This window comes from Luteimonas vadosa (assembly GCF_039543545.1).
In the GTDB taxonomy this organism is placed as follows: Bacteria; Pseudomonadota; Gammaproteobacteria; order Xanthomonadales; family Xanthomonadaceae; genus Luteimonas; species Luteimonas vadosa.
In genome coordinates this window covers 584,877-603,646 of record NZ_BAABJY010000002.1, presented here as the reverse complement: position 1 = coordinate 603,646, position 18,770 = coordinate 584,877, and the positions used below count along the sequence as shown (strand labels likewise).

15 protein-coding genes and 1 other RNA gene are annotated in these 18,770 nt (G+C 68.0%); 4 read left to right on the top strand and 12 right to left on the bottom strand.

Annotated elements, in window-relative coordinates:
- Positions 1 to 4: 4 nt before the first annotated feature.
- From carB to hrcA, 8 genes are all read right to left on the bottom strand, one after another.
- Positions 5 to 3,265 carry a carbamoyl-phosphate synthase large subunit gene (gene carB / locus ABD970_RS08630; protein ID WP_345295085.1) on the bottom strand — a complete coding sequence of 1,087 codons (3,261 nt, stop codon included), beginning with the start codon at positions 3,263 to 3,265 and terminating at the stop codon, positions 5 to 7.
- A 1-nt stretch (position 3,266) separates the two neighbouring features.
- Positions 3,267 to 4,388: a glutamine-hydrolyzing carbamoyl-phosphate synthase small subunit gene (gene carA, locus ABD970_RS08625; protein WP_345295084.1), complete on the bottom strand. Its 1,122-nt coding sequence runs from the start codon at positions 4,386 to 4,388 to the stop codon at positions 3,267 to 3,269.
- A 129-nt stretch (positions 4,389 to 4,517) separates the two neighbouring features.
- Positions 4,518 to 5,228 carry a 4-hydroxy-tetrahydrodipicolinate reductase gene (locus ABD970_RS08620; RefSeq protein ID WP_345295083.1) on the bottom strand — a complete coding sequence of 237 codons (711 nt, stop codon included), beginning with the start codon at positions 5,226 to 5,228 and terminating at the stop codon, positions 4,518 to 4,520.
- A gap of 58 nt (positions 5,229 to 5,286) precedes the next feature.
- Positions 5,287 to 6,366, bottom strand: a complete 1,080-nt coding sequence (locus ABD970_RS08615) for a diguanylate cyclase domain-containing protein (RefSeq protein ID WP_345295082.1) — start codon at positions 6,364 to 6,366, stop codon at positions 5,287 to 5,289.
- 182 nt (positions 6,367 to 6,548) lie between these two features.
- Positions 6,549 to 7,679, bottom strand: coding sequence for a molecular chaperone DnaJ (gene dnaJ / locus ABD970_RS08610; RefSeq protein ID WP_345295081.1), 1,131 nt, complete (start codon positions 7,677 to 7,679; stop codon positions 6,549 to 6,551).
- 148 nt (positions 7,680 to 7,827) lie between these two features.
- Positions 7,828 to 9,756 carry a molecular chaperone DnaK gene (gene dnaK, locus ABD970_RS08605; protein ID WP_345295080.1) on the bottom strand — a complete coding sequence of 643 codons (1,929 nt, stop codon included), beginning with the start codon at positions 9,754 to 9,756 and terminating at the stop codon, positions 7,828 to 7,830.
- A gap of 114 nt (positions 9,757 to 9,870) precedes the next feature.
- On the bottom strand, positions 9,871 to 10,392 hold the full coding sequence (grpE, locus tag ABD970_RS08600; protein WP_345295079.1) for a nucleotide exchange factor GrpE: 522 nt from the start codon (positions 10,390 to 10,392) through the stop codon (positions 9,871 to 9,873).
- A gap of 46 nt (positions 10,393 to 10,438) precedes the next feature.
- Positions 10,439 to 11,503 carry a heat-inducible transcriptional repressor HrcA gene (gene hrcA / locus ABD970_RS08595; protein ID WP_345295690.1) on the bottom strand — a complete coding sequence of 355 codons (1,065 nt, stop codon included), beginning with the start codon at positions 11,501 to 11,503 and terminating at the stop codon, positions 10,439 to 10,441.
- Positions 11,504 to 11,607: 104 nt separating this feature from the next.
- Between hrcA and recN the strand changes: the two genes are divergently transcribed.
- On the top strand, positions 11,608 to 13,275 hold the full coding sequence (gene recN, locus ABD970_RS08590; protein ID WP_345295078.1) for a DNA repair protein RecN: 1,668 nt from the start codon (positions 11,608 to 11,610) through the stop codon (positions 13,273 to 13,275).
- A 30-nt stretch (positions 13,276 to 13,305) separates the two neighbouring features.
- Here recN and fur read toward each other — a convergent pair whose 3' ends face one another.
- Positions 13,306 to 13,710 carry a ferric iron uptake transcriptional regulator gene (gene fur / locus ABD970_RS08585; protein ID WP_345295077.1) on the bottom strand — a complete coding sequence of 135 codons (405 nt, stop codon included), beginning with the start codon at positions 13,708 to 13,710 and terminating at the stop codon, positions 13,306 to 13,308.
- A 139-nt stretch (positions 13,711 to 13,849) separates the two neighbouring features.
- On the opposite strand from fur, the gene ABD970_RS08580 reads away from it, so the two are divergent.
- Positions 13,850 to 14,239: an outer membrane protein assembly factor BamE gene (locus ABD970_RS08580; protein ID WP_425563096.1), complete on the top strand. Its 390-nt coding sequence runs from the start codon at positions 13,850 to 13,852 to the stop codon at positions 14,237 to 14,239.
- Between the two features lie 87 nt (positions 14,240 to 14,326).
- Here the strand turns inward: ABD970_RS08580 and ABD970_RS08575 are convergent, their stop codons facing one another.
- Both ABD970_RS08575 and ABD970_RS08570 read right to left on the bottom strand, forming a co-directional pair.
- A complete protein-coding gene (locus ABD970_RS08575; protein ID WP_345295075.1) occupies positions 14,327 to 14,617 on the bottom strand; it encodes an RnfH family protein in 291 nt (96 codons plus the stop codon).
- Positions 14,610 to 15,041, bottom strand: coding sequence for a type II toxin-antitoxin system RatA family toxin (locus ABD970_RS08570; protein WP_345295074.1), 432 nt, complete (start codon positions 15,039 to 15,041; stop codon positions 14,610 to 14,612). Before ABD970_RS08570 ends, ABD970_RS08575 begins: the two co-directional genes overlap by 8 nt.
- Before the next feature lie 53 nt (positions 15,042 to 15,094).
- On the opposite strand from ABD970_RS08570, the gene smpB reads away from it, so the two are divergent.
- A complete protein-coding gene (gene smpB / locus ABD970_RS08565; RefSeq protein ID WP_345295073.1) occupies positions 15,095 to 15,619 on the top strand; it encodes an SsrA-binding protein SmpB in 525 nt (174 codons plus the stop codon).
- A gap of 350 nt (positions 15,620 to 15,969) precedes the next feature.
- On the opposite strand, the gene ABD970_RS08560 is transcribed toward smpB, so the two are convergent.
- The gene (locus ABD970_RS08560) at positions 15,970 to 18,177 is read right to left on the bottom strand and encodes a CHASE domain-containing protein (RefSeq protein ID WP_345295072.1); all 2,208 of its coding nucleotides are present in this window, start codon (positions 18,175 to 18,177) and stop codon (positions 15,970 to 15,972) included.
- A gap of 125 nt (positions 18,178 to 18,302) precedes the next feature.
- Between ABD970_RS08560 and ssrA the strand changes: the two genes are divergently transcribed.
- Positions 18,303 to 18,656, top strand: a transfer-messenger RNA (tmRNA) gene (ssrA, locus tag ABD970_RS08555).
- Positions 18,657 to 18,770 lie beyond the last annotated feature (114 nt).

Genomic DNA, 18,770 nt, shown 5'->3' with positions numbered 1-18,770 from the left:
GCCCTCATTCGCGTGTTCCTCGTTGCATGCCCAACTCCTCGTGCAGTTCCTGCAGCGCCAGCACCGGTCCGGTGCCTCGATACTGCAGAGAGTGCAGCAGCGCCTTCGCCCCGGCAATGGTGGTCGAATAGGTGACCCCGTGCTGGAGCGCCTCGCGGCGGATGGAGAACGAATCGGCGATCGCCTGCCGGCCCTCGGTGGTATTGACGATGTACGCGATCTCGCCGTTCTTGATCAGGTCGACCACGTGCGGCCGGCCCTCGATCACCTTGTTGACGTGCTCGCAATCCACCCCGTGTTCGCGCAGCCATGCGGCCGTGCCGCCGGTGGCGACGATGCCGTAGCCCCGCTCGGCCAGCTCCCGGGCCACAGGCAACACGCGCACCTTGTCCGGATCCCGGACGGACACGAAGGCCTTGCCCATCGGTGGCGTCCGGATCCCGGCCGCTTCCTGTGCTCGGGCGAACGCCGCGCCGAAGTTGCGGCCCACGCCCATCACCTCGCCGGTGGAGCGCATCTCCGGCCCGAGGATGGGGTCGACCCCTTGGAACTTGGCGAACGGGAAGATCGCCTCCTTCACCGAGTAGTAATCCGGGACGACTTCCTCGGTGACGCCCTGCTCGGCCAGCGTCTTGCCGGCCATGCAGCGCGCGGCGACCTTGGCTAGTGGCACGCCCGTCGCCTTGGAGACGAACGGGACCGTGCGCGACGCGCGGGGATTGACCTCGAGCAGGTAGATCGTCGCTTCCCCGTCGTCGGCGACCTGCACCGCGAACTGGGTGTTCATCAGCCCGACCACGTTCAGCGCGCGCGCAAGAGCCACGACCTGCTTGCGCAGCTCCTTCTGCACGGCAGGCGTCAACGAGTACGGCGGCAGCGAGCACGAGGAATCACCCGAGTGCACGCCGGCCTCCTCGATGTGTTCCATCACGCCGCCGATCAGCACCTGCCCGTCCTTGTCGGCGATGACGTCGACGTCGACTTCCACGGCGTTGTCGAGGAAGCGGTCGAGCAGGACCGGCGATTTCTCCGAGACCTTGACCGCATCGCGGATGTAGCGCTCGAGGTCGGCATCGGAGTGCACCACTTCCATCGCCCGGCCGCCCAGCACGTAGCTCGGGCGGACCACCATCGGGTAGCCGACCTCCTTGGCGAGCGCAAGCGCCTCGTCCGCGGTCCGGGCGATGCGGTTGGGGGGCTGCTTGAGGCCCAGCCGGTCGACCAGCTGCTGGAAGCGCTCGCGATCCTCGGCCAGGTCGATGGAGTCCGGCGAGGTGCCGATGATCGGCACGCCGTTGGCTTCCAGTGCGCGCGCCAGCTTGAGCGGCGTCTGTCCACCGTACTGGACGATCACGCCACGGGGCTTCTCCAGCTCGACGACTTCGAGCACGTCCTCGAGGGTCAGCGATTCGAAGTAGAGCCGGTCGGAGGTGTCGTAGTCCGTGGACACGGTTTCCGGGTTGCAATTGACCATGATGGTCTCGTAGCCATCCTCGCGCAGCGCAAGCGCGGCGTGGACGCAGCAATAGTCGAACTCGATGCCCTGTCCGATCCGGTTCGGCCCGCCACCCAGGACCATGATCTTCTCGCGGTCGCTGGGACTGGCCTCGCATTCGTCCTCGTACGTGGAATACAGGTAGGCCGTGGTCGTGGCGAACTCAGCCGCGCAGGAGTCCACGCGCTTGTAGACGGGCCTGACCCCATGCACCCGGCGCAGCGCGCGGATCGCCTGCTCGTCGCTGCCCACCAGCTGGGCAAGCCGCGCGTCGGCGAAGCCCATGCGCTTGAGGTGGCGCAGGCGCTTGGCGTCCAGCGCGTCGATGCCCGCTTCGGCGACATCGCGCTCGGTGGCGACGAGTTCCTCGATCTGGTCCAGGAACCAGGGGTCCACGAAGCTCAGCGCGTGCACTTCCTCCACGTCCATGCCCGCACGGAACGCATCGGCGACATAGAACAATCGCTCCGAGCCGGCTTCCTTGACTTCGCGTCGCAGGGTGGCGAGGTCGTGCTCGCTCGACAGGTCCAGGCCGGTCGGGTCCAGCCCGACCTTGCCGGTTTCGAGCCCGCGCAACGCCTTCTGCAACGATTCCTGGAAGGTGCGCCCGAACGCCATCACCTCGCCGACGGATTTCATCTGAGTAGTTAGCCGCGCGTCGGCCTGCGGGAACTTCTCGAACGCGAACCGCGGGATCTTGGTGACCACGTAGTCGATCGCCGGCTCGAACGAGGCGGGCGTCTTGCCGCCCGTGATCTCGTTCTTCAGCTCGTCCAGGGTGTAGCCCACCGCCAGCTTGGCGGCCACCTTGGCGATCGGGAACCCGGTCGCCTTCGATGCCAGCGCGGAGGACCTCGATACGCGCGGATTCATCTCGATGACGACCACTCGCCCCGTCTGGGCGTTGATGCCGAACTGCACGTTGCTGCCGCCGGTGTCGACCCCGATCTTGCGCAGCACGGCGATCGATGCGTCGCGCAGGCGCTGGTACTCCTTGTCGGTCAGGGTCTGCGCCGGCGCCACCGTGATGGAGTCCCCCGTGTGCACGCCCATCGGATCCAGGTTCTCGATGGAGCACACGATGATGCAGTTGTCCGCGGTGTCGCGGACGACCTCCATCTCGAACTCCTTCCAGCCCAGCACCGACTCCTCGACCAGCACCTCGTGCACCGGAGAGAGCTCGAGGCCGCGCTTGACGATGTCCTCGAATTCCTCGCGGTTGTAGGCGATGCCGCCGCCGCTGCCGCCGAGGGTGTAGCTGGGGCGGATGATGGTCGGGTAGCCGACGCGGGTCTGGATGTCGACCGCCTGCTCGAAGCTCCGCGCCACCTCGGCCTGCGGGCAATCCAGGCCGATCTCGGCCATGGCGACGCGGAACAGCTCGCGATCCTCGGCCATGCGGATGGCATCGCGCGAGGCGCCGATCAGCTCGACGCCGTACTTTTCCAGCACGCCGTTGTCGGCCAGGTCCAGCGCGCAGTTGAGCGCCGTCTGGCCGCCCATCGTCGGCAACAGCGCGTCGGGCCGTTCCTTGGCGATGATCTTCTCGACCATCTGCCACTGGATCGGCTCGATGTATACCGCGTCGGCCATTCCCGGGTCGGTCATGATGGTCGCCGGGTTCGAGTTCACCAGCACCACCCGGTAGCCCTCCTCCCGCAGCGCCTTGCAAGCCTGCGCCCCGGAGTAATCGAACTCGCACGCCTGCCCGATCACGATCGGGCCGGCACCGATGATCAGGACGGTCTGGATGTCGGTGCGCCTGGGCATGTCAGCGGGCCTCCATCATGGATACGAACCGGTCGAACAGCGGTGCCAGGTCGTGCGGGCCGGGCGCGGCCTCAGGATGCCCCTGGAAGCTGAAGGCAGGGGCGTCGGTCAGGGCGATGCCCTGGTTGCTGCCATCGAACAAGGAGCGATGGGTGACGCGCACGTTGGCCGGCAAGCTCGACTCGTCGACGGCGAAGCCATGGTTCTGCGAGGTGATCGCCACGCGACCGGTGTCCAGGTCGATCACCGGGTGGTTGGCCCCATGGTGTCCGAACTTCATCTTCGCGGTCTTTCCGCCGACGGCCAGGCCCAGGAGCTGGTGCCCCAGGCAGATGCCGTAGACGGGGATGCGTCGCTCGAGGCAACCGCGGATCGCATCGATCGCATAGTCGCAAGGCTCCGGGTCGCCCGGTCCGTTCGACAGGAAGATGCCGTCCGGATCCATCGCCAGCACGTCGGCCGAAGGCGTCTGTGCCGGGACGACGGTGACGTCGCAACCGCGTTCGGCCAGCATGCGGAGGATATTGCGCTTCACGCCGAAATCGTAGGCCACGACCTTGAACCGGCCGCCGCCGGGGGTGAATTCACCCCGATCCAGGTCCCACCGTCCCTCGCGCCATTCGTAGCGCTCGCGGGCGCTGACCTCGCGGGCCAGGTCCATGCCCTTGAGGCCGGCGAACTTGCGCGCCGCCTCGAGCGCACGGTCGGCATCGACGTCGCCCGCCATCAGCGCCCCGTTCTGGGCGCCGCGATCGCGGAGCAAGCGGGTCAGCTTGCGGGTGTCGATGCCGGCGATCGCGATGACGTTGCGGTCGCGCAACCACTGCGGCAACGCCACCTCGCTGCGCCAACTGCTCGGGCGGCGCGGGACGTCGCGGACCACCAGGCCGGCCGCCCAGCTCTGGCCGGCCTCGTCGTCCTGGGAATTGCATCCAGTGTTGCCGACATGGGGATAGGTCAGCGTCACGATCTGCCGGGCGTAGGACGGATCGGTGAGGATCTCCTGATATCCGGTCATCGCGGTGTTGAAGACCACCTCGCCCACAGACAGGCCAGCGGCGCCCACGGAAATTCCCTCGAACACGGTGCCGTCTTCGAGGACGAGGATTGCGGGATCGTTCAAGGGAATTCGCCTACGTCGGGTTGCAGAACGCCGCCGAAGCGGTCGTAACCGGTCCGGGGGCGGGAGGAATCAGGCGAGCGGGAATGATACCGGTGCCGGCGCACCGATGCCAGAACTATCGCGGCATCGTCACAGCAGGTCCCGCAGCCGGTAGTGGCCCGGTTCACGTCCGGCGAGGCGCGCGGCCGCGTGCAGGGCGCCGCGGGCGAAGATGTCGCGGTTGCCGGCGCGATGCACCAGTTCGACGCGCTCGCCGGCACCGGTGAACTGGACGGCATGCTCGCCGACGATGTCACCGGCGCGCAGGCTGGCGTACCGGGGCTCCGCGCCCGCCCGCGTCGCTGCCTCTCCCAGCGAAAGTGCGGTGCCGGACGGCGCGTCGACTTTCCGGGAATGGTGCATTTCCACGATGTCACAGTCCCAACCGGGCAACGCGGCGCCGGCGCGCTCGACGAGTTCCTCGAGGACGGCTACCCCGAGGCTGAAATTGGAGGCCCACAGCACCGGGATGCGCCGAGCGGCGGCCGCCAAGGCGTGCCGCTGCTCGTCGGAAAGGCCGGTCGTCCCCGACACCAGCGCGGCGCCCCGCTCCAGGCAAAGCGCCAGCACGCCATCGAAGGCCACGGGAAGGCTGAAGTCGATCGCGACGTCGAATGCCGGCGTCCCCTGCAATTCGCGGGACGAGAACTGCGGCACGCCGCCGACGACGCGCTGCCGGACCTCGCGCCTCACACCGGCGACCGCCCGGCACGGGGGGTCCGCTTCGCCGCACAGGCGCAGCAGGGTCTGGCCCATGCGGCCGGAGGCGCCATGGACCAGGATCGGCAACGGATCGCTCATCGGCGCAGGCTAGCGGCGCGCCGCGCCTGCGGCAAGGCTGGGCACGGCTGGTTCGCCCTCAAGCCCGCTCGCAGACCCAGCGGTGCTTGCCGGCCGCCTTGGCCCGGTACATCGCGGCATCGGCATGCCGCATCAGGGCATCGGCATCCGACAAGCCGGGCGGGACCTGGACGATGCCGATGCTGGGGCTGACCCGAAGTCGCACGCCCTCGATCACGAACTCCGGATCGAAGGATGACAGCAGGCGATCGGCGACGACCTGGATCGACTCGCTCACGTCCTCGACCACCAGCACGAATTCGTCGCCCCCGAGCCGGGCCACCGTATCGGTGCTGCGCAATGCCTGCTGCAGCCGGCGCGCTACCTGGCACAGGACGGCATCGCCGATGGCATGGCCGTGCCGGTCGTTGACCAGCTTGAAGTCATCGAGGTCCACCATGGCAAGCAACAGGCCGGAGTCGTACCGGCGGGCACGCAGCAGCGCCGCCTGCAGCCGGTCCTCCAGCAGCGCACGGTTGGGAAGCCCGGTCAGGGCGTCGTGGAAGGCCATGTGCCTGAGCCACCGCGCCAGGGACCGCGACCGCAGCGCGCTGCCCAGCACCTGGGCCAGCAGTCGCAATCCGAGAAGGTAGTCCTCCTCCCAAACGACTTTCCTGCGGACGGCGTCGAAGCCGGCGAAGCCGGCAAGGTCCACGCCATGCCAGATCGGCACCACGGCGATCGAACGGATTCCCTCCCGCCTGAATTCCTCGCGCTCGTTGACCGCCTCCTCTGGCAGGTCGGCGATGTCGTTCATTACCATCGCCCGGTCCGCGCGCAGTTCGGCCATCAGCCATGGGTACGTATCGACCGGCACTTCTTGCAGGTTCTGCGCCTCGGCGCTGATCCCGTTGGCCACCCATTCATGGGTATTGCTGGCATGCCCGGCCTGCATGTCGATCTCGAACAGGTAGGCGCGATCGACCTGGAAGAACGTGCCGACCGTGGCGAGGGCGTCCTCCACCACGCTGTCGAGATCGTCCGGTTCGGTGCGCATCAGCGCCGCCGAAAGGGCCGTCAGGCTGCGTTCGAAGTCCAGCCGCTTCTGCAGGCTTCGGAAGCCCGGCGCGACCAGCCGGAGCCGTCGCTCACCGGCCAAGACGACCCTCCTCGAGCGGGCGCCGCGCCCGGATGGCGCGATCGGCCTCGCATTCCTCGCGGCGGTACGTCAGAACAAGCATCACCATGGCCCCCTCGAGGCCACTCTAGCGCGGATGCGGAGCCATCACCAAGGCAGGGCACGCCTGCACCGGGCTGCCCGCGAGACCCGCGCAGGCGGTGTCAGGACACCATGCGCTCCCAGAAGCCTTTGACTCCATCCAGGAAGGTGCTCGAGCGCGGCGAGTGGCGGCGGGCGTTCTCGCCCGTGAAGGTCTTCTCGAACCGATCGAGCAGTTCGCGCTGTTCGTTGGTCAGGTTGATCGGCGTCTCCACCACGGCCTTGCAGTACAGGTCGCCGGCGCTGCGGCTGCGAACCGACTTCACGCCCTTGCCGCGCAGGCGGAAGACCTTCCCGGTCTGGGTCTCGGCGGGGATGCGGATCTCGGCATCGCCACCCAGGGTCGGGACGCGTACGGTGTCGCCCAGGGCGGCCTGGGTGATGCGGATCGGCACCTCGCAGTGCAGGTCGTCCCCGTCGCGCACGAAGATCCCGTGCGGACGGACCCGGACCTCAACGTAGAGGTCGCCCGGAGGCGCCCCGGCCGGTCCCGCCTCGCCCTCGCCCGCCAGGCGGATACGGTCACCGGTATCGACTCCGGGCGGGATCTTGACCGACAACACCTTTTCTTCCTCGACCCGGCCATTGCCGCGGCAGGCGGCGCAGGGATTGCGGAAAGTCTGGCCGCGGCCATGGCAATGCGGGCACGGCTGCTGCATGGAGAAGATCCCGCGCTGGTAACGCACCTGGCCCCGCCCATGGCAGGTCTCGCAGGTTTCCAGCTTGCCGTCCTCCGAGCCGGTGCCGTTGCACGGCTCGCACTCGGCCATGGTCGGCAACTCGAGGCGCTTTTCCAGTCCCGCCACCGCCTCTTCCAGGTCCAGGTCCAGCACGTAGCCCACGTCGGCGCCGCGGCGCGGGCCGCGGCCGGCGCCACCGCCGAAGATGTTCCCGAAGATGTCTCCGAAGATGTCGCCCATGTCGGGCCCGCCGAAGCCCGGGCCGGCATTGCCGCCCCCCATGCCGTGCTCGAAGGCGGCATGTCCGTGCTGGTCGTAGATGCGGCGCTTGCCGCCATCGGAGAGGACTTCGTACGCCTCCTTGCACTCCTTGAACTTGTCCAGCGCGGAGGCATCGCCCGGATTCCGGTCCGGATGGTGCTTCATCGCGCAGCGACGATAGGCACGCTTGAGTTCCTCTTCGCTGGCGTTCCGGGCGACGCCCAGGACTTCGTAGTAGTCGCGTTTGCTCATGGGCGGGAGTTGGGGGTCCGGGAGGAGGTTGCGTCGCTGCGGATCAGCACCGGCGCGGCCGGCGGCGGATCCCGGAACGGCCGGCCGGACGGACCGAAGGAGCCGGGCCAGGCCCCGCTCCTCCGATCGCCGATCCAGCCGTCATGGCCTACTGCTTCTGTTCGTCGTCCTTGACCTCGGTGAACTCGGCATCGACCACGTCGTCGCCGGAGGGCGCCCCGCCCTCGGGACCCGCGCCGCCCTCGCCGTCCGGCCCCTGCTGCGCGGCCGCCGCGGCGAACAGGGCCTGCGCCGCTTCCTCCAGCGTCGTGGTCTTGGCCTCGATCTGGGCCTTGTCGTCGCCCTTCATCGCCGTCTCGACCTCGGCGATCGCGCCCTCGACGCGGCCGATCACTTCGCCACCGACCTTGTCGCCGTTGTCCTTGATGGCGCTCCGGGCGCTGTGCACCAGCGCGTCGGCCTGGTTGCGCGCCGTGACCAGCTCCTGGAACTTCCTGTCCTCTTCGCGATGCGCCTCGGCGTCGGACACCATCCGCTGGATCTCCTCCTCGGACAGGCCAGAGCCGGACTTGATCTCGACCTTCTGCTCCTTGCCGGTCTTCTTGTCCTTGGCGGTCACGTGGACGATGCCGTTGGCGTCGATGTCGAACGACACCTCGACCTGCGGCATGCCGCGGGGCGCCGGCTCAATGCCGGTCAGGTCGAACTTGGCCATCGACTTGTTGTAGCGGGCCTGCTCGCGCTCGCCCTGCAGCACGTGCACGGTGACGGCGGACTGGTTGTCCTCGGCGGTGGAGAAGGTCTGCGAGGCCTTGGTCGGCACCGTGGTGTTCTTCTCGATGATCTTGGTGAACACGCCGCCCAGGGTCTCGATGCCGAGGCTCAGCGGGGTCACGTCGAGCAGCAGCACGTCCTTGACGTCGCCGGCGAGCACGCCGCCCTGGATCGCGGCGCCGATGGCCACGGCCTCGTCCGGGTTGATGTCCTTGCGCGGTTCCTTGCCGAAGAACTCGGCCACGGCCTGCTGCACCTTGGGCATGCGGGTCTGGCCGCCGACCAGGATCACCTCGTTGATGTCACTGGCGCGCAGCCCGGCATCGTTGAGCGCGACCTTGCACGGCTCGATGGTCTTCTTGACCAGGTCCTCGACCAGCGATTCCAGCTTGGCGCGGGTCAGCTTGATGTTGAGGTGCTTGGGACCGGAGGCGTCGGCAGTGACGTAGGGCAGGTTGACCTCCGTCTGCTGGGCGCTGGAGAGCTCGATCTTGGCGCGCTCGGCCGCGTCCTTCAGGCGCTGGAGCGCCAGCGGATCCTTGCGCAGGTCGATGCCCTGGTCCTTCTGGAATTCCTCGACGAGGTAGTCGATCACGCGCTTGTCGAAGTCCTCGCCACCGAGGAAGGTGTCGCCGTTGGTGGCCAGCACCTCGAACTGCTTCTCGCCGTCCACCTCGGCGATCTCGATGATCGAGACGTCGAAGGTGCCGCCGCCCAGGTCGTAGACCGCGATCTTGCGGTCGGCGCCCTTCTTGTCCAGGCCGTAGGCCAGCGCGGCGGCGGTCGGCTCGTTGATGATGCGCTTGACGTCCAGGCCGGCGATCTTGCCGGCGTCCTTGGTCGCCTGGCGCTGCGAGTCGTTGAAGTACGCCGGCACGGTGATCACCGCCTCGGACACGGTCTCGCCCAGGTAGGCCTCGGCGGTCTTCTTCATCTTCTCGAGGATCCGCGCGGAGACTTCCTGCGCCGAGAGCTTCTTGCCGTCGCTGGTCTGCACCCAGGCGTCGCCGTTGTCGTGCTCGACGATCCCGTAGGACACCAGGTCGAGGTCCTTCTTGACCTCGGCGTCGCCGAACTTGCGGCCGATCAGGCGCTTGACCGCGTAGAACGTGTTCTTTGGATTGGTGACCGCCTGGCGCTTGGCCGACGCACCGACCAGTACCTCGCCGTCCTTGGTGTAGGCCACGATCGACGGCGTGGTGCGGTCGCCCTCGCTGTTCTCGATGACCTTGGCCTTGCCGCCTTCCATGATCGCCACGCACGAGTTGGTCGTGCCCAGGTCGATGCCGATGATCTTTGCCATAGTGGATTCCCTCTCGAATTCTCTGGTCTGTCGTGTCTGTCGTGGCGGCCTCGCCGCCGATGGGGGTTATCTGGGGGCGCGCCCGGAGGGTTCAAGCCATGGGCCGCTTCCGGCTCAGTCGTGGGGCGTCACCGCCACCATCGCCGGGCGCAACAACTGGTCGTTGAGCAGGTAACCCTTCTGGAAGGTCTGCGCGACCGCACCCGGCGCGATGCCTTCGGCCTCGATCACGCTCATCGCCTGGTGGTGTTCCGGGTCGAAGGCATCCCCCGGCCGCGGCGCGACGGCGACGAGTCCATGCTTGGCGGAGATCCGGCTGAGCTCGCGGAGGGTGAGTTCAACCCCCTCGCGCAGGGGGTCGGCGGCGTCTGCCGTCGAAAGCGCGGCATCCATCCCGTCCAGGACCGGCAGGAGGTCGTTCAGCAGCTGTTTGTTCGCGAAGCGGCAGGCGTTGCTGACCTCGCGCTCCAGCCGCTTGCGCTGGTTCTCCAGGTCGGCGCGTTCCACGAGCGACTGCGCCCGCAGCTGCTCGACCTCGCCACGGAGCGCTTCGAGCTCGTCCTGCACCGCCGTTTCCGGTGCGTCATCGCCTTGCGCGGCCGCCTCGGCCGCCTCTTGCTGGGGTTCGTTGCTCATCTTGGTCCGGTTTTCCTTGGCGGGCGTCACGCCGCCGGCCGGACAGCTATGGGGTTGTCCGCTCCGGATTCAAGGCGACCCCCAGCACGTCGGCCGCGGCTTGCACCACCGGAATCACCCGGTCGTAGGCCATCCGGGTCGGCCCGATGACGCCCAGCACGCCCAGGACCTGGCCGCCCGCGGAATAGGGAGCGGTGACCAGGGAAACCCCCTCCAACGGCGCCAGCCCGGTCTCCTCGCCGATGAAGATCCGCACCCCCGGGGCCTGCACGGTGCGCTCGAGCAGCTGCAGGATCTCCCGCTTGCGTGCGAAGGCCTCGAACAGCTCGCGCAGGCGATCCAGGTCCGACAGGTCCTGGACGCCGATCAAGCGGGTCTGCCCCGCGAGCAGCATGTCGTCGCCATCGGGCGCCAGCGCCTGCTCGGCGAGCTCGACCGATTGCGACAGCAGGGTCTCCATCTCGCTCCGCGCGTCGCGCATGTCGTGGATCAGGCGGGCACGGATCTCCGCCAGGGGGCGGCCGGCGAAATTCTGGTTGAGGTAGTTCGCCACCCGTTCCAGTTCGCCGGGTTCGTAATTGCGCCGGCCCTGGACGATGCGGTTCTGGACTTCGTTGTCGGCGAACACCACGATGGCCATCACCCGCTGCCCGTCCAGGGCGACGAAATCGATGTGGCGAAAGGCGAACTGCTCCCGCTTGGGCACGCTCACCACGCCGACGAAGTGCGTCATCGCGGACACCAGTTCCGATGCCGAGCCCAGCAAGGATTGCGTGCCGCCACCGGCTGGCAATTGCTGCCTCAGGCGGGCGACTTCGGCCTCGGGCAACGGCTTGAGCTGCAGCAGGGAATCCACGAAGACGCGGTACCCCTGCGCCGTGGGAATGCGGCCGGAGGACGTATGCGGGGCCGACAACAGCCCGACTTCCTCGAGGTCGGCGAGGATGTTGCGGATGGTCGCTGGGCTGACGTCGAGGCCGGCGTGCCTGGCCAGCGTCTGCGAGCCAACGGGCTCGCCGTCGCGGATGTGACGGCCGATCAGGGTGCGCAACAGCTGGCGGGCGCGGGGGTCGAGGTCGTGCGCGGCGTCGGGGGAGCGGTTGCTGACCATGCCCTTCATATAGGCGCCCCGGGTGCCGGGCGCAAGCGCCCCGCCGCGCGATCGTCGTGGCGGCGCCCCTGTCACCGTGCCGGGCAAGCGGGCACAATCGCGCCATGCTTACGCGCCTGTCCATCCGCGATTTCGCCGTCGTCTCTCGGACCGACCTGGAGTTCGGTCCCGGCATGACGGTGATTTCCGGTGAAACCGGCGCCGGCAAGTCATTGCTGGTCGACGCGCTGGGCTTCCTGTCGGGCATGCGCGCCGACAGCGCGATGGTCCGCCACGGCGCCGAGCGTGCCGAACTGCATGCCGAATTCGCCCTGGCGGGGTCGCCCCCTGCCGTGCAGTGGCTTCGCGAACAGGAATTCGACGACGGCGACGCCTGCGTGTTGCGCCGAACGCTGCGTGCCGATGGCGGCTCCCGGGCCTGGATCAACGGCCGCCCGGCGACGCTGTCGCAGCTGTCGGAGCTGGCGGGCCTGCTGGTCGAGATCCATGGCCAGCATGAACACCAGGCCCTGCTTTCCCGGCAAAGCCAACTGGCCCTGCTGGATGCCCATGGCGGCCACACCCCCTTGCTCGATGCGGTCCGTGATGCCGCCCGGCGCTGGACCGCGCTGCTGGAGGAACGCGACGCACTGTCCAGGCGGGGCGACGTCTCGGAACGGATCGAATGGCTCGACCACCAGCTGGCCGAGCTCGACCGTGAGAACCTGTCGGCCGAGAGCCTTGCCGACCTGGAGGCCGACCATCGCCGCCAGGCGCATGCGGCGAGCCTGATCTCGGGTTGCGACGATGCCCTGGCCTGCATCGGTGGCGATGCCGCTCCCGCCTTGCCCGCGCAACTGCAGCGGCTTCGCGCAGGTCTCGACCGCCTCCAGGAACACGAGCCGCGCCTGGGCGAAGTCGATGACATGCTCGATGCCGCCGCGATCCAGCTTGACGAGGCCTCGGCCCTGCTGGAGCGCATCCGCGCCGACCTGGACGTCGATCCGGCCCGGTTCGAGGCCCTCGAAGGCCGCATCGCGCGCCTCCACGAGCTTTCCCGCAAGCACAGGGTGCCGCCCGGATCGCTGGCGGAGCATCGCGACGCCCTCGCCACCGAGCGCGATACCCTGCACACCGCCGGGACCCGCCTGAGGGTCCTGGACCAGGAAATCGCGGCTGCCATGGACGCCTGGCGCGAAGCCGCGTCGGCATTGACCCGCTCCCGGCAAAAGGCGGCAAAGGCGCTGGCCAAGGCGACCAGCAACTTGGTCTCCGAGCTCGGGATGGGCGGGGGCAGTTTCGAGATCGCCTTCGAAACGACCCCGGCCAACCGCCCCGACCCGCTGGGGGCCGAACGGGTCGAATTCCTGGTGTCCGCCAACGCCGGGCAGCCCGCTCGCCCGCTGCGCAAGGTCGCCTCGGGCGGCGAACTGTCCCGTATCTCGCTGGCGATCGAGGTCGCGGCGCTTGGACACGATCCCGTGCCGACGATGGTGTTCGACGAGGTCGACTCCGGCATCGGTGGCGCGGTCGCCGAGATCGTCGGCCAGAAGTTGCGGTCCCTGGGCGAGCGTTGCCAGGTCCTTTGCGTCACGCACTTGCCCCAGGTCTCGGCCCAGGGACACGCCCATTACCGAGTCAGCAAGGCCGCCACCACGGGGGTCACCCAGAGCGCCGTGCAACGGCTGGATCCCGCGCAGCGCAAGGAAGAACTGGCGCGGATGCTGGGCGGCGTGGAGGTCAGCGACGAGGCCCGCGCCGCGGCGCAGCGACTGTTGCAGAACGCCGGTTGAACCGGCCGCCAAGCGGGGTTCGCGTGGGACTCAGCGCTTCTTGCGCACGTAGAGGACCAGCGAATGTTCCTCGAGCACGAAACCGTGCTGCTCGGCGATCTGGCGCTGGAGCTTCTCGATCTCGGCGCTTTCGAACTCGATGATCTTGCCGGTGTCGATGTCGACCATGTGGTCGTGGTGGCCGCCCCGGTCGAGTTCGTAGACGGCAGTGCCGCCCTCGAAGTTGTGCTTGAGCACCAGCCCCGCCGCCTCGAACTGGGTCAGCACCCGGTAGACCGTCGCCAAGCCGATCTCGTCCCCGCTTTCCAGCAGTTGCCGATAGATATCCTCGGCGGACATGTGGTGCTGCGGGGTCTTCTTCTCCAGCAGCTCGAGGATCCGCATCCTGGGATGCGTCACCTTCAGTCCGGCCTTGCGCAGATCCTGCGATTCCATCCCGCTCCCGTCGATGCAAGGTGCCTGAACAGTCGCCGGGCGGAGGCCCGGAAGCGTCGGCGGCCCGAGCCGCCGCGACCGCCCGGAGTGTATCATCGGCGCGTTTCCCCAAGACCGGACTTCCATGCGCCAGCCAAGCATCGCCCGCCTCGTCCTGACTGTCCTGTTCGCGCTCGCCACGGCGGGTTGCGGGATCCTCTACAAGCAGCCGATCTACCAGGGCAACCTGGTCGACAAGTCGGCCGTGGAACAGCTGCAGGTCGGCATGAGCAAGCAACAGGTGGAAGCGCTGCTGGGGACGCCGTCGATCGCGGATCCGTTCCACCACCAGCGATGGGATTACACCGCCAGCCAGCGTGCCGGCCGCACCAACCACACCGAGATCAAGACGCTGACCCTGTTCTTCCAGAACGACGCGCTGGCGCGCTGGGAAGGCGAATACTTCCCGGAGCAGGACGAGGCCTTGGCCGACAAGATGCGCAAGTTCGGCAACCTGCCGAAGGACAAGAAGAAGGGCAGCCGGCGCTGACCGCGGGCGAACGCCGCAACGGTCGCCAACCGTCTCACGCGCCCCCATACAGCCCCCCGCGTCCGGACGCCAAGCGCTGCAGGAGCCCTAGCCTGCCCGTGCCCTGCGGCGGCGGGCGTCCTTCGGATCGATCCTGAGCGGCCGCAACAGCTCCAGCCGGTCGCCGTCGCACAGTGGCGTCTCGACAGCCACGCGCACGCCGAAGACCGCATAGCCGGTGACGCCCTCCAGGTCGATGCCGCTCGCAGCGATCGCATCGGCGACCGTGGCACCCGCCGGCAACCGCAAGCGAGCTTCCTGATGGGCACGCGGCCAGGCACGCACGACTTCGACGGCGACCGTGGCCGAAGCTTCCCGACCGCCGCCGGGCCTAGTCATCGCCCTCGTCCGCGATCCGGACGAAGTCATCGACCATCCGGTCCGCCAGGCCCTGGAACCCGAGCGTCAACGCCGGGAGCAGCAGGCGGCTTTGCGGTTCGAAATCCAGCGTCAAGGTGACCTTGCAGGCGGATTCATCCAGCGCATGGAACTGCCAATGGCCTTCGAGCCGCCGAAACGGGCCGTCCCGCAACACCATGTCGATGCGCCGGGGCGGGAGCAAGGTGTTGCAGGTCGTGAACCACGTGTGGATGCCACCGATCCCCAGGTCGAGCCGCGCCAGCACGTGCCGTTCGTCCGACTCGATCACCTCGGCGCCCGCGCACCAGTCGAACCGCGCCGGGTACGCGGCGACATCGTTGACCAGCGCGAACATGCGTGCCGCCGCGTGTTCGACCAGGGCACTGCGTTGGATGGTGGGCATCGGGATCCTTTGCCATGCCCGCTCGGGGGCTGCATCGGCGACAATGGCGGTCAATGAGCAAGCAAGGCGCAAAGAATAAGGCAAAGGGCCCCGGTGCATCCGGCAAACCGGGTGCGGTCGGCAAGACCATCGCGCTCAACAAGCGCGCGCGCCACGAGTACCACCTGGAAGACCGGTTCGAAGCCGGCCTCGCCCTGCAGGGTTGGGAGCTCAAGTCGATCCGTGCCGGCCGCGCCCAGATCGGCGAGAGCTACGCCGTGGTGCGCGACGGCGAACTCTTCCTGTTCGGCGCGCAGATCACGCCCTTGATCTCGGCGTCCACGCATGTCGTCGCGGACGACCGGCGAACCCGCAAGCTGCTGCTGCACCGGCGCGAAATCGATCGCCTGCTCGGCAGCATCCAGCGGGATGGCTACACGCTGGTCCCCACCGCGCTGTACTGGAAGGGCAACAAGGTCAAGATCGAGCTGGCGCTGGCCAAGGGCAAGCAGAGCCATGACAAGCGGGAGGCGGCGAAAGACCGTGACTGGGCCCGGGACAAGCAGCGAGTGATGCGGCGGCACAACCGGGACGCTTGAACGGCGAAATTTCCCTATCGGCTCGGCGTCCCGTTTTCGCAACGCGCGGCGGCGCGGTCGTCGTCCGTGGGCAGGTCATGGCCACCGCCGCGCTGTACCGCGAAACGTTCTGCGCGATGCGGCACCGCGAGTGTGGAACTTGAACGCTCCGGCGGCTTCTTCAGGTCATTTGTCGAACTGCGGCCAGCGGCGCCGATCCGCGGCAAGCGCCATGTGAAGTGAAGCCTTGGCCAGCGCGCCTCCACGCGGTTATCGCGTCCGGCCGTGCTTCCGACAGGCTGGCGCTGGAGCAAGCCGCGTTGCGGCCCCGCGACCCGACGCCCGGGCTGCACTCGTTCGCAGGGTATGCCTCAGGCAGGCAGGCTGAAGCGGAAAGTGGCGCCCTCGCCGGGTGCGCCTGTCGCGGAGATCGTGCCGCCGTGGCGTTCGACGATGCGCTTCACCGATGCCAAGCCGATGCCGTGCCCCTCGAAATCCAACTGGTTGTGCAGGCGCTGGAAAGGCCGGAACAGCTTGTCCGCGTATTCGGATTCGAAGCCGGCACCGTTGTCGAGTATCACGAAACCCCGCATCCCATCCTCTGCCCCTCCCTCCGACGCGGCGAACTCGACCCGCGCTCCTGGCGTATGCCGGGTGAACTTCCAGGCGTTGCCCAACAGGTTCCGCAACAGGTTGCGCACCAGCTCCGCATCGCCGGTCGCACGCAGGCCCGGCTGGATCACGACCTCCACGTCCCGCTCGGGGTTCTCCTCGCGCAGCTCGGCGATCACGCCCGACGCCATCTGGCTCAGGTCCAGCGATTGCCTGTCAAGCTCGCCGCGCGAGAGCCGCGCCATCTTCAGAAGCGCTTCGATCAGTTCGCTCATCCGCGTCGTCGCCAGGCGCACCCGCTTCAGGTAGTCCCGCCCCGCATCGTCGAGCTGGCCGCCGTAGCGTTCGCTCAGCAACCGGGTGAATCCGTCGATTGAGCGCAGGGGGGCGCTGAGATCGTGCGACACGCTGTAGGAGAAGGACTGCAATTCGTCGTTGGCCTGGCTCAGCTCCCTGGTCCGCAAGGCCACGCGCGCCTCCAGCGTGCGGTTCAAGGCCTTGATCCGAGCCTCCGCCCGGAGACGCTCGGTCACGTCCTCGACCTGTACCAATCCGTCGACCTCGCGGCCGGTCTCCCCCGGCACCGGCGTGAAGGTGATCCGGACGAGTCGCATCTCGCCGTCCGACCGCAACAGCTGACGGGTCGTCTGGTAGACCCCAGGGGTGGCGACCTGCAAGCCGTGCTCGTCCGCGAGTCCTTCCTCGCCATCGACGAAATAGCCGGCGAACGCCGTCCCGACGAGATCCTCGGGTGGCTGCCGCAGGATGTCCGACAACGCCGGGTTTGCATCCCGGATCACGCCCTGTCCATCCAGTAGCGCCTGTCCGATGGCCGAGTAGAGGAGTGCATTGCGGAACCGCTCCTCCCCACGGCGGACCGATTCGCTCATGCGCAGCGCGAGGCGCTGCGCGCGGGATTGGGTGCGCGCGAGCGAAAGCGCGATCCCGAACAGCAGCAGCGACGCGATCAAGCCGATGGCCAGCGTCGCCTGCAGGCCTGCCAGTCGCCAGCCTGGACCCTGGGCAACCGGCACGGAAGCAAAATCGACCCGCCACTTGCGACCGTAGAACTCCTCGGTAACGCTGTGCCGCAGCGCGTCGGGGCCTGGTTCGAACTCCGCTTCGTCGTCCGCCGTCGGATACAACAGTTGTCCGGTACTCCCGGTGACGTCGACGATCCGCAATGCGAGGTCCTCGGGCAACTCGCCGAGCGCACGCGCCACGAACACGCGCATTCGGAACAGGGTGTAGACCCATCCGACGAAAGCCTCGCGCCGCTTGTTCATGTCGGCGGGATTGGCGCCGGAGCGATAGACCGGCGAATAGATCAGCACCCCTAGCGCGTTGGGTCGGTCGGCGTCCTGCACCAGGTGCACACCCGCGGTCATCCGGGGCCGGCCTGTGTCCCGCGCCGCAGCCATCGCGTGGGCGCGGATGGATTCGGAGAACATGTCGTAACCGATGGCAGAACGGTTGTCGTGGGTAGCGGGCTCGAGGTACAGGATTGGCCCGTAGTGCTTCCGAACGCCCGGCGGCCGCACGGTGTATAGCCCCCCGCCGGCATCGCGGATGTCCAGTTGCAGCCGCTCCAGCCCCCCCGGCGTCAGGTACGGCGCGTAGCCGAGTCCCATCATTCCCGGGAACCGATCCTGGAGGTCGAGCACCTCGACGTAGTTCCGCCATTGCCTGGACGTCGGGCGGTCGACCGTGGCGAACAGCGAGACGCCGCCGCGCGAGGTCAGCTCATAGACCAGCAGTTTCTGGCGGAGCTGGGAGACGACCTTCCCGGTCTCGACGACGAAGCGCGCCTGCGCGAGTTCATCTTCGCGCTCGCCTGCGATCCGCGCATAGAGCGCCACAATCGCCAGCGAACCCACCAGCACCAGGACGGCCAGGAAGTAGGCTCGCCGGCCGCCGGCCGGGATGCCGTCGGCGTTGAGCTCCGTGGGCGCCTGGGGGTCGTTCATGCGGGCAAATATAACGGTCGGAGGCACCCCCAGGGGATGAACCGGCGCGTACCGCGGAGCTTGACCCCCTTGCCTCGGCACGGCCGGCCCCTATACTCCGGAGGGTCAGCGTGATCGACGCTCCCGGGGGTGCATTGGCTTCGACGGGGGTCGCGAAATCGCCTGGTGCATGCCGAGGGGGCAGCTTTCCTCGTAAATCCAGCGGCAAACACATAGTTGCCAACGACGACAACTACGCTCTCGCCGCTTAAGGCGTAAGCCCCGAACCCACTTGTGTCCGTGCTCGTGGATGTAGGGTCATCATCACGGAACCGACCGCGGTGGCTGCCTGTCAGCCGCGGTTCAACCAAAACAGGCTGGTTTCGAAGTGCGCTTCGCACATCGTGCTGCTTCGGAACGAGATCCAACGGTGAGCTAAGCATGTAGATCCGGGGATGGAGTACCTTCGGACGCGGGTTCGATTCCCGCCACCTCCACCATCTCTAACGAAACGGCCACCTCCGGGTGGCTTTTTCGTGTCCGACTCCCGAAGGCCGCCCCGCCAGTCCAGGTCGACCAGCACTTGACGGCCCTTGTCCCCCTGCGCAGAGTCG

Bases quoted from the DNA above. Each gene is read 5' to 3' on its own strand.
- hrcA (WP_345295690.1), bottom strand. From the start codon at position 11,503: ATGGTCAGCAACCGCTCCCCCGACGCCGCGCACGACCTCGACCCCCGC.
- ABD970_RS08570 (WP_345295074.1), bottom strand. From the start codon at position 15,041: ATGCCCACCATCCAACGCAGTGCCCTGGTCGAACACGCGGCGGCACGC.
- dnaK (WP_345295080.1), bottom strand. From the start codon at position 9,756: ATGGCAAAGATCATCGGCATCGACCTGGGCACGACCAACTCGTGCGTG.
- fur (WP_345295077.1), bottom strand. From the start codon at position 13,710: ATGGAATCGCAGGATCTGCGCAAGGCCGGACTGAAGGTGACGCATCCC.
- dnaJ (WP_345295081.1), bottom strand. From the start codon at position 7,679: ATGAGCAAACGCGACTACTACGAAGTCCTGGGCGTCGCCCGGAACGCC.
- ABD970_RS08575 (WP_345295075.1), bottom strand. From the start codon at position 14,617: ATGACTAGGCCCGGCGGCGGTCGGGAAGCTTCGGCCACGGTCGCCGTC.
- ABD970_RS08620 (WP_345295083.1), bottom strand. From the start codon at position 5,228: ATGAGCGATCCGTTGCCGATCCTGGTCCATGGCGCCTCCGGCCGCATG.
- grpE (WP_345295079.1), bottom strand. From the start codon at position 10,392: ATGAGCAACGAACCCCAGCAAGAGGCGGCCGAGGCGGCCGCGCAAGGC.
- carB (WP_345295085.1), bottom strand. From the start codon at position 3,265: ATGCCCAGGCGCACCGACATCCAGACCGTCCTGATCATCGGTGCCGGC.
- ABD970_RS08560 (WP_345295072.1), bottom strand. From the start codon at position 18,177: ATGAACGACCCCCAGGCGCCCACGGAGCTCAACGCCGACGGCATCCCG.
- smpB (WP_345295073.1), top strand. From the start codon at position 15,095: ATGAGCAAGCAAGGCGCAAAGAATAAGGCAAAGGGCCCCGGTGCATCC.
- recN (WP_345295078.1), top strand. From the start codon at position 11,608: ATGCTTACGCGCCTGTCCATCCGCGATTTCGCCGTCGTCTCTCGGACC.